The organism is Dialister succinatiphilus YIT 11850, assembly GCF_000242435.1.
Lineage (GTDB): Bacteria > Bacillota > Negativicutes > Veillonellales > Dialisteraceae > Dialister > Dialister succinatiphilus.
On record NZ_JH591188.1, the window covers coordinates 329,498 to 344,179 of the forward strand.

At 51.5% G+C, this 14,682-nt stretch carries 15 protein-coding genes and 2 rRNA genes (1 of these 17 running past the window's edge); 12 read left to right on the forward strand and 5 right to left on the reverse strand.

Going from position 1 to position 14,682, the window contains the following annotated elements; all coding sequences use genetic code 11:
• The 5 genes from HMPREF9453_RS06950 to HMPREF9453_RS06970 all read left to right on the forward strand — a co-directional run.
• Positions 1-687 (forward strand): 23S ribosomal RNA (locus tag HMPREF9453_RS06950) (it extends 2,240 nt beyond the left edge of the window).
• A gap of 80 nt (positions 688-767) precedes the next feature.
• Positions 768-884: ribosomal RNA gene (gene rrf, locus HMPREF9453_RS06955) — 5S ribosomal RNA — on the forward strand.
• Between the two features lie 881 nt (positions 885-1,765).
• Positions 1,766-2,668 (forward strand): RluA family pseudouridine synthase, encoded by a 903-nt coding sequence (locus HMPREF9453_RS06960; protein WP_008859851.1) that lies wholly within the window; start codon positions 1,766-1,768, stop codon positions 2,666-2,668.
• Positions 2,665-3,486, forward strand: a complete 822-nt coding sequence (gene pgeF, locus HMPREF9453_RS06965) for a peptidoglycan editing factor PgeF (RefSeq protein ID WP_040380142.1) — start codon at positions 2,665-2,667, stop codon at positions 3,484-3,486. Before HMPREF9453_RS06960 ends, pgeF begins: the two co-directional genes overlap by 4 nt.
• The gene (locus HMPREF9453_RS06970) at positions 3,483-4,241 is read left to right on the forward strand and encodes an SDR family NAD(P)-dependent oxidoreductase (protein WP_008859853.1); all 759 of its coding nucleotides are present in this window, start codon (positions 3,483-3,485) and stop codon (positions 4,239-4,241) included. Before pgeF ends, HMPREF9453_RS06970 begins: the two co-directional genes overlap by 4 nt.
• A gap of 41 nt (positions 4,242-4,282) precedes the next feature.
• On the opposite strand, the gene HMPREF9453_RS06975 is transcribed toward HMPREF9453_RS06970, so the two are convergent.
• Genes HMPREF9453_RS06975 through HMPREF9453_RS06985 form a run of 3 tightly spaced genes read right to left on the reverse strand, consistent with a single transcriptional unit; the run spans position 4,283 to position 5,995 of the window.
• Positions 4,283-4,516, reverse strand: coding sequence for a hypothetical protein (locus HMPREF9453_RS06975; RefSeq protein ID WP_008859854.1), 234 nt, complete (start codon positions 4,514-4,516; stop codon positions 4,283-4,285).
• Complete coding sequence (locus HMPREF9453_RS06980; protein ID WP_008859855.1) at positions 4,509-5,225, reverse strand: metallophosphoesterase; 717 nt, start codon at positions 5,223-5,225, stop codon at positions 4,509-4,511. Before HMPREF9453_RS06980 ends, HMPREF9453_RS06975 begins: the two co-directional genes overlap by 8 nt.
• A gap of 5 nt (positions 5,226-5,230) precedes the next feature.
• Complete coding sequence (locus HMPREF9453_RS06985) at positions 5,231-5,995, reverse strand: DUF4931 domain-containing protein (RefSeq protein ID WP_008859856.1); 765 nt, start codon at positions 5,993-5,995, stop codon at positions 5,231-5,233.
• Positions 5,996-6,189: 194 nt separating this feature from the next.
• On the opposite strand from HMPREF9453_RS06985, the gene HMPREF9453_RS06990 reads away from it, so the two are divergent.
• The 3 genes from HMPREF9453_RS06990 (at position 6,190) to HMPREF9453_RS07000 (ending at position 8,609) form a co-directional block, all read left to right on the forward strand.
• Positions 6,190-7,005, forward strand: coding sequence for an amino acid ABC transporter substrate-binding protein (locus HMPREF9453_RS06990; RefSeq protein WP_008859857.1), 816 nt, complete (start codon positions 6,190-6,192; stop codon positions 7,003-7,005).
• 182 nt (positions 7,006-7,187) lie between these two features.
• Positions 7,188-7,835: an amino acid ABC transporter permease gene (locus tag HMPREF9453_RS06995; protein ID WP_008859858.1), complete on the forward strand. Its 648-nt coding sequence runs from the start codon at positions 7,188-7,190 to the stop codon at positions 7,833-7,835.
• A gap of 12 nt (positions 7,836-7,847) precedes the next feature.
• On the forward strand, positions 7,848-8,609 hold the full coding sequence (locus HMPREF9453_RS07000; protein WP_008859859.1) for an amino acid ABC transporter ATP-binding protein: 762 nt from the start codon (positions 7,848-7,850) through the stop codon (positions 8,607-8,609).
• Positions 8,610-8,680: 71 nt separating this feature from the next.
• On the opposite strand, the gene HMPREF9453_RS07005 is transcribed toward HMPREF9453_RS07000, so the two are convergent.
• Positions 8,681-9,229: a chromate transporter gene (locus HMPREF9453_RS07005; RefSeq protein ID WP_232217335.1), complete on the reverse strand. Its 549-nt coding sequence runs from the start codon at positions 9,227-9,229 to the stop codon at positions 8,681-8,683.
• A gap of 11 nt (positions 9,230-9,240) precedes the next feature.
• The gene (locus HMPREF9453_RS07010) at positions 9,241-9,801 is read right to left on the reverse strand and encodes a chromate transporter (protein WP_008859861.1); all 561 of its coding nucleotides are present in this window, start codon (positions 9,799-9,801) and stop codon (positions 9,241-9,243) included.
• A 163-nt stretch (positions 9,802-9,964) separates the two neighbouring features.
• Here HMPREF9453_RS07010 and HMPREF9453_RS07015 point away from each other — a divergent pair, with 163 nt between their 5' ends.
• The 4 genes from HMPREF9453_RS07015 (at position 9,965) to clpX (ending at position 14,592) form a co-directional block, all read left to right on the forward strand.
• The gene (locus tag HMPREF9453_RS07015; RefSeq protein ID WP_008859862.1) at positions 9,965-10,858 is read left to right on the forward strand and encodes a LysR family transcriptional regulator; all 894 of its coding nucleotides are present in this window, start codon (positions 9,965-9,967) and stop codon (positions 10,856-10,858) included.
• A gap of 216 nt (positions 10,859-11,074) precedes the next feature.
• Positions 11,075-12,580: a trigger factor gene (gene tig, locus HMPREF9453_RS07020; RefSeq protein ID WP_008859863.1), complete on the forward strand. Its 1,506-nt coding sequence runs from the start codon at positions 11,075-11,077 to the stop codon at positions 12,578-12,580.
• 158 nt (positions 12,581-12,738) lie between these two features.
• Positions 12,739-13,344: an ATP-dependent Clp endopeptidase proteolytic subunit ClpP gene (gene clpP, locus HMPREF9453_RS07025; RefSeq protein WP_008859864.1), complete on the forward strand. Its 606-nt coding sequence runs from the start codon at positions 12,739-12,741 to the stop codon at positions 13,342-13,344.
• A gap of 12 nt (positions 13,345-13,356) precedes the next feature.
• Positions 13,357-14,592, forward strand: a complete 1,236-nt coding sequence (gene clpX / locus HMPREF9453_RS07030) for an ATP-dependent Clp protease ATP-binding subunit ClpX (RefSeq protein WP_008859865.1) — start codon at positions 13,357-13,359, stop codon at positions 14,590-14,592.
• Positions 14,593-14,682: the final 90 nt, after the last annotated feature.

Genomic DNA, 14,682 nt, shown 5'->3' on the forward strand with positions numbered 1-14,682 from the left:
TAACAACCTCGTGGACCATCTCAGGCAGGCGGTTTGACTGGGGCGGTCGCCTCCTAAAATGTAACGGAGGCGCCCAAAGGTTCCCTCAGGCCGGACAGAAACCGGCCGAAGAGTGCAAAGGCAGAAGGGAGCTTGACTGCGAGACAGACAAGTCGAGCAGAGACGAAAGTCGGGCTTAGTGATCCGGTGGTACTGAGTGGAAAGGCCATCGCTCAACGGATAAAAGCTACCCTGGGGATAACAGGCTAATCTCTCCCAAGAGTTCATATCGACGGGGAGGTTTGGCACCTCGATGTCGGCTCATCACATCCTGGAGCTGGAGTAGGTTCCAAGGGTTGGGCTGTTCGCCCATTAAAGTGGTACGCGAGCTGGGTTCAAAACGTCGTGAGACAGTTTGGTTCATATCCATCGCGGGCGCAAGAAGTTTGAGGGAGGCTGCTCCTAGTACGAGAGGACCGGAGTGGACGGATCAACGGTGTACCAGTTGTCACGCCAGTGGCACGGCTGGAAAGCCGCATCCGGAAAGGATAAACGCTGAAAGCATCTAAGCGTGAAGCCCGTCCCGAGATGAGACTTCTCATCAGCAATGAGTAAGACCCCTTAAAGACGATGAGGTTGATAGGCTGTGAGTGGAAGTGGCGCAAGTCATGGAGCGACGCAGTACTAATAGGTCGAGGTCTTAGCTTAGATTTCACGAAAAGCACGACCAGAGGCGAGAGCCTTCGGAACTTCTTCTATGCAGTTTTGAGAGAACAGACTCTCAAAGATTCAGTGGCGATAGCTGTGAGGATACACCCGTACCCATGCCGAACACGGTAGTTAAGCTCACAAACGCCGAAAGTACTTGGCTGGAAGCGGCCCGGGAGGATAGGAAGCTGCTGATTAACTAGAAAAAGCACTAATCGATAAGGTTAGTGCTTTTTTTCTGTGCGTATCATTTGAGGTTATGGGCCTTTGTGAGGGATTCGGCGGGAAGCTGTATTCCCGAAGGTTGACGCGGCTTCGCCGCGAGGGTTGATGGCGCCGCCGGGCCTGACGGCCCTGGGCGCCAAGGGTTCTGCCTGTGATCGGCTGACGCCTTACAGGCGGGTTGAGGGCTCCGCCCTCGGGAGGTATGAAGTACCGCTGCGCTGGCGAGGTGGGCGCCCTTGGGGGCGCCAGTATAAATGCCGCCTTTGGCGGCGAAAACCGGACAACCGGGCTTCGCCCGAGGGAAAACAGGCCAGCCTCGCTTTGCTCGAAGAAATGCATTCCCCCTTTGGTGGCTGGCGCCACCACCTTCCCCTCGCGGAGCGGTGGGACTATGGGTACTTAGCCATGGAGCCATGTCTCTGCAGGAAAGCATAGAGCGATTTATTCTGCCCCCTGCATAGGGGGAAGTCCGGCGCAGCCGGATAGGGGGAGGCGAGCGCAGCGAGCCAATCCGCAGAATGCCTATCATGCATATGACATAGAAAGCCAATCCCGTAACGCTGACTTTATATTCATCTCCCAAGGGGCGATACCACAACCCTCGGCCTGAAAGGCCGTCAAACTTAAGAACCCTTGGGCCGAAGGCCCATCCATCCTAAGAACCTTTCCCTTCACAACCCTTCTACACAACCTGCCGCCGGCAGGCGGCCATAACCCTCGGGCCGGAGGCCCGTCAACCCTCACACCGAAGGTGTGTCCATAGACAGTTCTTTCCCTTTTTACATCCTTCTCTTCACAGGGTATAATGGAGTCAATCTTTATTTCTATGATTACACAGGAACAGGAGGCGGGGATGGAGGTTCGCTATCAGGTGGCTTCTGACCATGAGGGGCAGGAGCTTCGACGGTTTATCAAGGGGAAGCGGGAGTTTTCTTCTGCCCTTTGGAAGCGGGTGAAGTGGAATGGGAAGGTACTGATTAATGGAGAGGCTGTTCATAATGCCCGCACTGTTCTTCATGAGGGTGACGAGGTCATCCTTTCCTGGAGTGAGGAGAATGAGGTGGTTCCTTCGGATATTCCTCTTTCCATTGTCTATGAGGATGAGGATGTGCTGGTAGTAAACAAGGGACCCGGCATGATTATCCATCCTACGTCCCGAAATACTCATGATACGCTGGTGAACGCAGTGACCGGTTATTTTGAGAGAAATCACAGGAATGCCGGGATTCATCCGGTATACAGGCTGGACCGGAATACCACGGGGCTGGTGGTGGTGGCGAAGTCTGCCATGGGGCAGTATGAGCTTTCAAAGAGTCATGACTGCATTTATCGGCAGTATGTGGCGCTGGTTTCCGGCAGGGTGGAGCCTACGGAAGGGGTTATCGAAAAACCTATCGGCCGGAAGCCCGGAAGTATTGTGGAATGGATGGTACGGCCTGATGGAAAATGGGCGGCTACGGAGTACAGGGTGCTGGCGTCTTCTGATGAGGCCAGTCTTCTTCTGATTCATCTGAGGTCGGGACGCACGCACCAGATACGGGTTCATTTTTCATGGCTGGGCCATCCTCTTCTGGGAGATGATTTATACGGCGGCTCCCTGGATCTGATGAAACGGCAGGCTCTTCATGCCTTGTCTGTTGCTTTCCGCCAGCCCCGAAAGGGGACGCCTCTTCGGCTCTATGCCCCCATGCCATCGGATATGACTGAGGTGATTTTGAAGCTGTGGGGTTCTCTTGATGTTTTGAAGGAGGTATGAAATTGCCTGTACAGAATAAGGGATATATTTCATTTCTTACATTTTCCATTTTTCAGGGGCTTCCGCTAAAGGCGGCGGTGTCCTGCAGAAAGGGCGGCGTGAGCAGGCCTCCTTTTACCAGTTTGAACATGGGGCTTCATGTGGGGGACCGGGTAGAGGATGTGCTGGAGAACCGGAAGCGGTACTGCCGGGCCCTGGGCTTAGATGAAGGGCTGCTTATCAACTGCCGGCAGGTACATGGGACTCATATCGAGGAGGTTTCAGAAGAGGACCGGGGCCGTGGCGCTTTTTCCCTTGATACGGCTATTCCCGATACGGACGGTCTCATTACTTCTTCTCCTGATGTGCCGCTTACCATGAATTATGCAGACTGCACGCCTCTTTTCTTCTATGATCCTGTAAGAAAGGTCTGTGCCCTTTCTCATGGCGGCTGGCGGGGGACTGCCGGAGACATAGCAGGGAAAACGGTATCACTGATGGTGGAGATATTTCATTCCAGAAGGGAAGATATATTAGGTGCCATTGGTCCTGCCATTGGCTTGATGGATTTTGAAGTGGGAAAAGAGGTTATAGATGCCATGCGGCCTCTTTTCAGCAGGGAGGAATGGCCTTCCCTCTTCCGGGAGAAGGGAGAGGGGAAGTATCTTTTCGGCCTGGCCAAGGCCAATTACTATCTCATGAGGAAGGCGGGCCTTTTGGAGAATCATATCGAGGACTGCCATATTTCTACCTGGACTGATAATGATTTCTTTTATTCCTATCGGAAGGAAAAGGGAAAGACCGGGCGCCACATGGCGGTGCTGATGATGGAACCATGAGGGGAGCAAGGATTGCTGTCATTACCGGCGCTTCTTCCGGGCTGGGCAGGGTATTTGCCCTTGAAACAGGCCGTCTTGGAGGCATCGATGAAATATGGCTGATTGCCAGGAGAAGAGAAAATCTGGAGAGACTGGCAGGAGAGCTTCCTGTGAAGGGAAGGGCCCTTTCTCTTGATCTTCTGGCAGAGGATTCCTTTGCATCTTTGAAAAAGCTCCTGGAAGAGGAGCGGCCGGCCATTGCTCTTCTGGTAAATAATGCAGGGCGGGGGTCCGCCGTTTCCTTTGAGAAGGAATCTCTGAAGGATATGGAGGACATGGTCAGACTTGACGCAGAGGTGCCCATGAAGCTCACCGGACTTTGTCTTCCTTATATGAAGAGGGCTTCTGGCATTATCAATGTGTGCTCTGCGGCCTCCTTTGTGCCTCTGCCGGGGCTTTCGGTGTACAGCGCTTCGAAGAGTTTCCTTCTTTCCTTCAGCCGCTCCCTCCACAGGGAACTGAAGGGCCGGGGCATTGCGGTTACCGCGCTCTGTCCTTACTGGATCGGCGATACAGAGTTTATGGAGAAGGCGGGAGCGTCTGTTCATCCCCTTGGTCTGTTGACAGCCAAAGAGGTGGCGCGTCAGGGGCTTTCAGATAACCGGCGGGGCAGGGAAATATCTCTTCCCGGTATCATGAGCCGCCTTACGCGGCTGGGAGCTGCTTTATTTCCGCTGCCGGTGCTTCTCTTTTTTAAAAATCTTTTTGGCGCATGAAAAAACTTCGGATTCCTTCAGGGGTCCGAAGTTTTTTATTTCTAGCGGAAGGTATTTTCTCCAAGTCGGGGATGGACGGCAGGCTTTAAGCTCCGCTTTTCGATGATGTCCAGGGCTTCTTCCATAGGCACATCGCTCAGGCGGCCTTCTATTTCATAAATCAGCATGGGAGAGGCAGCGTCCAGCTCGCTTCCCGGAAGATAGATGTATTCCTGATTACGGCTGTCGCCGTATATGAATCCCGCCAGCAGGCGGCTTTCTGCCAGTTTATGCATGAATTTCCTCCAGGTTGCAGATGAAATGGGGCTTGAAATCCAGGTAGTCAGCCGAAGTGAGGTGAAGTTTGATGCCGCAGAGCTCTTTCGGCAGGTTGGTGAAATTGGCAGCTCCATGGATGTGGCCGTAAATGCAGTCGGTTACATGATGGGCTTTCATGATCTCTATCATGTGGGATGGATTTCTTGCCTCGTCAAAGGGGGGATAATGGAGCACTGCCATAATGCGGGAGGCTCCTGTTTTTTCCGCCAGGTCCAGGGACCGCTCCAGGCGGCCTTCTTCTCTAGCGATGATGGGCTTGTCTGTTTCTGTCAGTTTGGGGGAAGTTTCCGATATCCAGCCCCTGGTGCCGGCCAGGGCTACCTGACCGGTTCTGATGGCGGAATTATGGAGAAATTCCAGCATGCCATCGGTCATGCGGGTCATTTTAGTCACTGTGTCCCACCAGTAGTCGTGGTTTCCGCGGACTACGATCTTTCGGCCCGGCAGGCGGCCCAGCATCTTTAAATCGGAAATGGCATCATCCATATTCATGGCCCAGGACAGGTCTCCTGCCATAATGACTGTATCTTCTTCATGAATGGTTTCCAGCCAGGCGGTTATAATTTTTTCCCTGTGGTTTTTCCAGTGGGCGCCGAAGATATCCATGGGCTTGGAAGGCGGATCGCCGGATAGGTGAAAATCGCTGAATGCGTATAATTTCGTCAATTCTGTTAGTCTCCGAAGTATTTGGGGGATGCCAGAGTTTCCATCATCCGCTTTTTGCTGTCCCTGTCCATGACATGGGTGATGCGGTAGCCCATGTACAGGGGGCTGGCTGTGTAGCGGGGAAATATTTTGGCATGGATATGTTTCATGTAATGATAAAAGAATATATTGTAGCTGGTGCAGGGCAGGGGGAAATCATGAAGCACAAAGCGGGCCAGGGTCTGAATGGTGTCGGCAAACCGGTCCGGCGAAGCGTCTTTCTTCAGCGTTACATTCAGTTCCCCCATGCAGCTCAGGGGATAATCGGAAATGGTGGCATAGCAGTCCTCATCTTCATGGACCAGGGAGCCAAGGAAATTTTCTCCCAGAATGTTATCCCGGTAGTCATAGTTTTCCAGCCCGATAATCTGGGAATGCGGATGCCGCTGGGAGCCGCCGGATCCGGGACCGTAGTTGCGGAAGTAAAGGACCGACTTGAACCGTTTGTCCGATTCCAGCTTCAGCCAGTGGGAAAGGCCAAAGGAAACGACTTCATGGAGCTTTTCCGGTTCATAGGTGGAAAGCTCCCCGTTGTGGTCTGACGTTTCCACAATCACCGTAGGCCAGGTGTGCTCAAAGACAGGAAATTTGTTCATGAGCCAGATGATATCGCCTTTCTTCTCCATAATGCCGGTCAGTTTTTCCGGATGGCAGAAGGGGCAGATTTTCTGGGTGCCGGAATGGGGTTTCCGGCTTCCGATTGCCAGATTAAAAGTGATAGGTGTATTCATGTTTTTATCCTCAGCTTTCCTTTTTATTATAGCACAGGGCAGGGAGAGGATACGCCGGGACGGCTGTAAAAATATAGTAAAAAAGACCAGAACAGGGAAGGTTTATTTTCTGCTTGACAAAGTCAGGCGAATCAGCTAATATATTGTCATAGCATTTCTTTAACGAAATAAAGTAATAAAGAGAGGTAAGGATTATGAAGCTGAAAAAATTGGTTATTGCAGGGGTTCTGGCACTGGGTGCCGCTGGTCTTCTGGCAGGCTGCGGCGGGGATAACAAGGCAGGAAGCGCTGCCAAATCGGCAGCTGCCGGTGCAAAGCCCACCAAGATTGTAGCCGGTATGGATGATACCTTTGCTCCCATGGGATTCAGGGATGACAGCGGTAAAATCGTAGGCTTTGATATTGATATGGCAGAAGCGATTTCCAAGGAAATCGGCGTGCCCATCGAATTCAAACCCATTGACTGGGCTTCCAAGGAAACGGAACTGAACTCCGGCCGTATCGACTGCATCTGGAATGGTTTCACCATGACACCGGAACGGCAGAAAAAGCTGGCTTTCACCAAACCTTACATGGACAATATTCAGGAATTTGTGGTGCTGAAAGATTCTCCGGTCCAGAGCATGGCTGATCTCAAGGGCAAGAAGATTACCATTCAGGAAGCTTCCACTGCTGAAACGGCACTGAACCGGGATCCACAGCTGAAGGCGGCATTTGCTGAAGTCAAGGCTTATCCGGATCTGACCGCCTGCTTCATGGACCTGGAAAGCGGCCGCTGCGATGCCGTGCTTTCCGATACCGTACTGAATGAATACTACATGACAAAGAAGCCTGATACCTTCCGGGAACTGCCGGATCAGGTATCCAAGGATACCTTCGCCATCGGCATCAAGAAGGATAACCAGGCGCTGGTGGATCTCCTGAACCAGGGCATTGATAAGGTCATTGCCAGCGGCGAAGCTGCCAAGATTTCCGAGAAATGGTTCGGCAAGGATGTAGTACTGAAATAAGATTTCCTTTTCCTGCCCGTCAGGTGGGAACAAAGTATCACCGGAGCGGGTCCTCCCTCCGGTGATTTCTTTTTCTGTAAAATTCTATTTCTCTGTCTTGTTAAATGAATGAAGGCAGTGTATGATATTCATACATGCATCAAAGGGGCCTTCTGCCTCCTGATTTTTGTAAGGAGTTACTGATGGATTATATCATTCACATTCTGCCCAACATGTTTTCCGGTCTGGGCGTTTCAGCCAAAATCTTCGTACTCACCTTCGTGCTGGCTCTGCCTATCGGCATTCTTCTTGCCATGGTCCGTATTTCTCACGTGGCTCTTTTCAGAAAACTGGCAGCCATATACATTTACGTCATGCGGGGAACGCCCCTCATGCTGCAGATCATGTTCATTTACTACGGGCTGCCTCTCATGCTTCATGTACAGGTCAGCGATTTCCCTGCAGCCATTCTTGCCTTTGTGGCCAACTATGCCGCCTATTTTGCAGAAATTTTCAGAGGCGGCATCCAGTCTATCAGCAAAGGGCAGTATGAAGGAGCCAAGGTGCTGGGCTTCAGCTATCGGCAGACCATGTGGCACATTATCCTTCCCCAGGTGATTAAACGGGTCATCCCTCCCTTGGGCAATGAAACCATTACCCTTCTGAAGGATACCTCCCTGGTATACATCCTGGCCATGAACGACCTCATGCGCGTGACCCGCGCTTTTGTACAGCGGGATTTCGACACCACTCCCTTCCTGGTGGCAGCGGTATTCTACCTTGTATGCACCGCCGTGCTGACAAGAATCCTGGCTTATGTGGAAAAACGGTATGCAGTGTATGAGGAATGATGAGGTAGCGAAATGAGCTTTATTGAAATGAAAAATATCCGGAAGGATTTCGGAAAGCAGACCATCCTTCACAATGTGAACATGTCTATGGAAAAAGGGGAAGTCCTTTCCATTATCGGTCCCTCCGGCGCCGGTAAGAGTACCCTGCTCCGCTGCCTGATCCATCTGGAAACCATCCAGGGCGGCTCCATCATGGTGGATGGTGATTACCTGGCCCGGGAAAAGGACGGGGCCATGGTATATGCCGATGAGAATCAGCAGAAGAAAATATTAAGTAAAATGGGCATGGTCTTCCAGTCCTTCAATCTCTTTCCCCATATGACGGTGCTTGATAATATCATGGCAGCGCCGATCTATGTGAAAGGTATGAAGAAAGAGGAAATCCAGCCGGTGGCTGAAGAGCTTCTTCGCAAGGTAGGCCTTTTGAATAAGAAGGACATGTATCCCGGCAGCCTTTCCGGCGGCCAGAAACAGCGTGTGGCTATTGCCAGGGCACTGGCTATGAATCCGGATATCATGCTCTTTGATGAACCCACCTCTGCGCTGGATCCGGAGCTGACAGGAGAAGTTTTGAAGACCATTCAGCAGCTGGCCGATGAAAATATGACCATGGCCATTGTGACCCACGAAATGGCCTTTGCCAAATCCGTTTCGGACCGTGTCCTTTTCATGGTAGACGGAAAGGTGGAGGAAGAAGGAACCAGTGAGGATGTCTTCGACCATCCGAAGAACGAACGCACCAGGGCTTTCCTGAAATCCATCCTCCGGGCCTAGGAAGATACTAAAAAGGCTATGAAGAATGCAGCATTCTTCATAGCTTTTTTTGTGTGCAGGGACAGGAATTTTTAAAGACCCAGGGCCACGCCGGCAGCGGCAGAGATGACAATGTAAATGATGGGGTGAAGCCGGAATTTCACAAGGCCTGCATAGATAAGAAGAGCCAGGATCAGGGAAGGCCAGCGGAAGAGGGCAGACAGGGTGCCGCTTGCCTCAAAGAGGGGAAGGTTCAGGAGGGAAATCTTTGCCACTCCCAGACCGGCAGCAGCAATGAGGGCGGTGGAAGCAGGGCGGAGTCCGTAGAAAATGCGTCCCATGATTTCCGATTCCCTGAATTTTTTCAGGATGGAATACACTATGGAAATGACAATGATGGCGGGGGCTGTTAAGGACAGGGTGGTATAGATGCCCCCGGGAATCCCCAGGGCCTCGAAACCGGCGTAGGTAGCCATATTGACACCCAGGGGACCGGGAGTGGATTCGGAAATGGCAATCATATTGGCAATATCCTCAGCAGTGAACCAGCCGGTGCGCTGAGATATATCATAAAGGAAGGGAAGCGTAGCAAGACCGCCGCCTACAGCAAAGAGACCGGCCTTGAAAAATTCCCAGAACATCTGGAGCCACATCATCGGGACTCACCTTCCTTCTTTTCTTTCTTCACCGAGGGCATGAGGAAGAAACCGCCTGCGCCGGCAGCAATCACGGAAAATACGGGAGATACAGGAGCAAAGAGAGAAAGACAGAGGATGCAAAGGAAAATGAAAAGGGTCCTTTTATCCTTCACCGATTTCTTTCCCAGCTTCAGCACCGCATCCAGAATGAGAACGCACACGCAGGCACGTATGCCTGTAAAGGCATGGACCACATAGGGGTTCTCTTCAAACCGGGTGAGGAACATGGCAATGGTGGTAATAATGATCATGGATGGCGTAATGACGCCGAGAGTGGCAAAAATGCCGCCCCAGAAGCCTTTCAGCTTTAAGCCGATGAAGGTGGCCACGTTCACCGCAATCATACCCGGCGTCACCTGCCCCAGGGCATAGTAGTCCATGAGCTCCTCGTCAGAAGCCCAGTGATGATTGTCCACCACCTCCCGCTGCAGTATGGGGAGCATGGCATAACCGCCGCCGAAAGTGACGGCTCCCATTTTTGCAAAAATCAGAAACAGCTGTACTAATAATTTCATGGCGCTCTTCCTTTCCTGAACAGAGTGTAAGATCCATCAGCGGATACATTGTCATCAGATGTAAAATCCATATTGCCTGCGGCGTGGAATACATGTATCATAGCAGGTATAGAGGCATATGAAAAATATTGATTTCCTTAAAAACCATATGGAGAAGATATAGATGGACCTGAGGCAGCTGCGATATTTTAAAACCATTATAGAAGAGGGCACCATTACAGGCGCCGCCAGAAAGCTTCATATTTCCCAGCCGCCCCTGTCCAGCCAGATGCACCTTCTGGAAAAGGAGCTGGGCACCCTTCTTTTTGAACGGGGCGCCCGGCAGGTGGTGCCCACGGAAGCGGGAAGCCGACTCTACCGCTATGCCGTGGAAATGCTGGATCTGGAAACGGCGGCCCGGGAGGAAATCGGCACCCTGAAGACAGGACACCAGGGGCTTCTGCGCCTGGGCCTGGTATCTTCCGGCGGCCATGATAAACTGTACCGTCTGCTTCGGGAATACAGGAAGTGCTATCCCCATATCCAGTTCAAGGTATATGAGGGAAACAGCTATGAGCTCCTTGAGCAGCTCCGGAAGGGAAAAATCGATGTGTCCCTCCTGCGCTCCCCTTTTTCCCTCTATGGACTGGACCTGATTCCACTGGAAAGGACCGCCATGGGAATCGGTCTTTCCGGCAGTGCCTTTCCTTCCTGGCAGAGAAGGGCTCTTCGTTTAAAGGACCTGGGAGATGTGCCCCTCATCCTCTACCGGCGGTGGGAAAAAATCATACTGGAGGAATGCAGGAAGGAAAAATACAGCCCCGATATTTACTGCGTGTCCGATGACGCCAGAACCTGCAGGGAATGGGCAGAAGCGGGGCTGGGGGCAGCGGTGGCGCCCATGACGGTGCTTCGAAAGAGCAGGGAGCTTATTCTGGGCACCCTGCAGGAGGAGGCCCTTTCATCGGACCTGTATCTGGCCCGTCGGAAGGGGGAAACCGGTGCCCAGAGTGCCCTCCTGTTCTTCCGGATGGCAGAAAAATATGCCGCCATGATTCCTCGGGAAAGCAGGGATTGATGGAAAGAATCTGATTTCATGGTGCTGGTGTACAAGAGATGCAGGATTTTCCAAATGGCAGAAAACCATGGAATCGTCGGATTTTCAGAATCTTTATCGAAAAATTTGTTTTTTTTAAGGGTTTATGCTAAAATATAACTTGCGATTTATCGTGCATTGAAAGACCCAAAAAAGGTATCATTTGTCGGTGAGCCGACTTAAGGAGGAATATTTTTTATGAACGTAAAAGTAGAGGCACTGGATCAGCACAAGGTTTCCGTAGGCATCGAACTGCCGGCTGAAGTTGTACAGAAAGGATTCAAAAAAGCGGTATCCCGCATTGCCAACCAGGTAAGAATCCCTGGATTCCGTAAAGGCAAGGCAAACCGCAAAATCCTGGAAATGCATTTCGGCAAAGAAGCCATTGAAGCAGAAGCCAAGGACATTGTCATCAACGAAGCAGTAGACTCAGCACTCCGTCAGGAAAAACTGATTCCCGTCACCACCCCTGATGTAAAAGAAGACAAATTCTCCGAAGCAGAAGGTGCCGCTTTCACTGCTACTTTCGTAAAACGTCCGGAAGTAGAACTGGGCGAATACAAAGGCCTGGAAGCTGAAAAAGCATCCCCCGAAATCACCGATGACCAGGTGATGGCACAGCTCAAAGGCGCTGCTGAACAGAACGCTAGACTGGAAAAGGCAGAAGAAGGCACAGAACTGAAGAAAGGCGACTTTGCTATTATCGATTTCAAAGGCACCGTTGACGGAAAACCCTTTGAAGGCGGTGAAGGCAAGACCTATCCTCTGGAAATCGGTTCTCAGAGCTTTATCCCCGGCTTTGAAGAACAGCTGGAAGGACATAAGGCCGGCGACGATGTAACTGTTAAGGTCGTTTTCCCGGAAGACTACTTCGTAGATGCCCTGAAAGGCAAGGAAGCAGAATTTAAGGTTCATATCAGTGACGTAAAACGCAAACAGCTTCCTGAACTGAACGATGAATTCGCAAAATCCATCAGCCAGTTTGAAACCATGGATGAACTGAAGGCTGCTGTGAAACAGCAGATGCAGCTGCAGGCTTTCCAGCAGGCAGAAGAAGCTTACCACGAAGCTCTCGTTAAACAGGCTGTAGCCAATGCCAAGGTAGACATTCCCCAGGAAATGGTGGAACAGCATATCGATGAAATCGTGAACGAAATCAAAATGAACGTGGAATCCAGAAACTCCACTCTTGATGAATACCTGAAGAGCATCGGCCAGACCATGGAACAGCTCCGCAAGAACTATGAAAAGACCGCTGCTGAACAGGTACGTCAGGGACTGGTTCTGGAAACCATTGCTGAAAAGGAAGACCTCACCGTTACCAACGAAGACCTGTCCATGGAAATCTACAGCATGGCTCACCAGTTCAATGCTGACCCCAACGATGTCATGAAGATCATCAAAGATGAAGGCCGCGTAGGCATGCTGGTGAACTCCGTACTCCGCAAGAAAGCAGCTGCTTTCATCTACGGCGCAGCCAAGAAGGCTGAAGCTGACAAGAAGGAAGAAGCCAAAGCAGAAGAAAAGGCAGCAGAAGCTCCCAAGGCTCCCGAAGCTCCGAAAGCGGAAGAAAAGAAAGACGACTTTGAATCCATGACAGTGAAAGACCTGAAGGCTTATGCCGCTGAAAAAGGCATTGCTCTGGAATCCAAAGCCAAAAAAGCTGAAATCATTGAAACCATCCGTAAGGCAGAATCCAAATAATTGGCTTTTACGGCTCCCATTCCATGGGAATATCATATCAGGAAACTGATGGTTTAGAAAAAGAGACGCGGGGATAACCGGCGTCTCTTTCGACCATATGGAAAAAGCAAAATTTCAGGCAGAAATGCCTGTATCCGAGAAAGAAAGGTGTTATCACTATGGCATATGTACCGATTGTAGTTGAACAGACAGCACAGGGAGAAAGATCCTATGATATTTACTCCCGTCTCCTGAAAGACCGTATCATTTTCCTGGACGGCCAGATCGAAGACCACATGGCCAATGTCATCATTGCCCAGCTTCTCTTCCTGGAAGCAGAAGATCCGTCCAAGGATATCCACCTTTACATCAACAGCCCCGGCGGCGTAGTTACCGCAGGACTGGCTATTTACGACACCATGCAGTATATCCGGCCTGATGTATCGACCATCTGCATCGGCTCCTGCGCCAGCATGGCAGCAGTCCTTCTGACTGCCGGCGCCGCAGGAAAGCGGTATGCACTGCCCCATTCCAACATTATGATCCACCAGCCTCTGGGCGGCGTGCAGGGACAGGCTACGGAAATCGAAATCCATGCCCGTGAAATCCTTCGTCTCCGGGAAGAATTGAACGGCATCCTTTCCAAGCACAGCGGACAGCCCCTGGAAACCATTGCCAGAGATACGGAACGGGACAATTTCATGACCGCTGAAATGGCGAAGAACTATGGCCTCATCGACCAGATTCTTACCCGCAATGATTTGCATAAACTGACTGCCAAATAAAGGAGGCTTCCATTGAACAGGAAAAATGAAGGAACTCCGGTCTGCAGCTTCTGCGGCCGCTCCGGGGACGAAGTGGAAAAACTGATTGCCGGCCCTGGAGTCTATATCTGCAACGAATGCATCGAAGTATGCTCCAATATCCTTCGGGAAGAGCTGAAGGCAGACAAGAAAAAAGCAGCGCCCCATTTCAAACTGCCTACGCCGGAAGAAATCAAAAAATACATGGACCAGTACGTCATCGAGCAGGACGATGCCAAAATGGCACTGGCCGTGGCTGTGTACAACCACTATAAGCGCATTGAACATGAAGGGGAAGACGATGATGTGGAGCTGCAGAAATCCAATATCATCATGCTGGGGCCCACGGGCAGCGGCAAAACCCTTCTGGCCCAGACCCTGGCCCGGTTCCTGGACGTGCCTTTTGCTATTTCCGACGCCACCACCCTTACGGAAGCAGGCTATGTAGGGGAAGATGTGGAGAATATCCTCCTCCGCCTCATCCAGGCGGCTGACTACGATATTGACAAGGCAGAACGGGGCATTGTCTATATCGATGAAATCGATAAGATCGCCAGAAAATCGGAAAACCCCTCCATCACCAGGGATGTGTCCGGCGAAGGGGTGCAGCAGGCGCTCTTGAAAATTCTGGAAGGCACGGTAGCCAGCGTACCGCCCCAGGGCGGAAGGAAGCATCCGAACCAGGAAATGATCCAGATCGACACCACCAACATCCTCTTCATCTGCGGCGGTGCCTTTGCAGGCATCGACAAGGTCATTGACCGCCGGCTTACCAAGAGCGTCATGGGATTCGGGGCAGACATCGAAAAGAAGGATGACCGGGACATGGCGGAACTTCTGCAGCAGGTACAGCCGGAAGACCTTCTGAAATTCGGCCTCATTCCTGAATTTATCGGTCGTCTCCCTGTCATCGTTCCTCTCCATCCGCTGAATGAAGAGGCCCTTGTGAAAATCCTTACCGAACCGAAGAATGCCCTGGTCCGTCAGTATCAGAAACTGCTGGCCATGGACCATGTGGACCTGGAATTTGACGACGGCGCCATTCATGCCATTGCCCGTCAGGCCATTGAAAGGAATACGGGAGCCCGCGGACTCCGCGCTATCATTGAAAAAATCATGCAGCATGTCATGTACGAAATCCCCAGCATGAAAGACGTGGTGAAGTGCACAGTGACGGAAGATGTGGTCAAGAACCATTCCGAACCGATCCTCACAAGAAAAGACAGCTGATTTTATTCTTCAGATTATGGAAAGGGGAAATTTCCCATTTCCTGCAAGCCGGAGCTCTCAAGCTCCGGCTTTTGTGACCTTCCAGGCCGA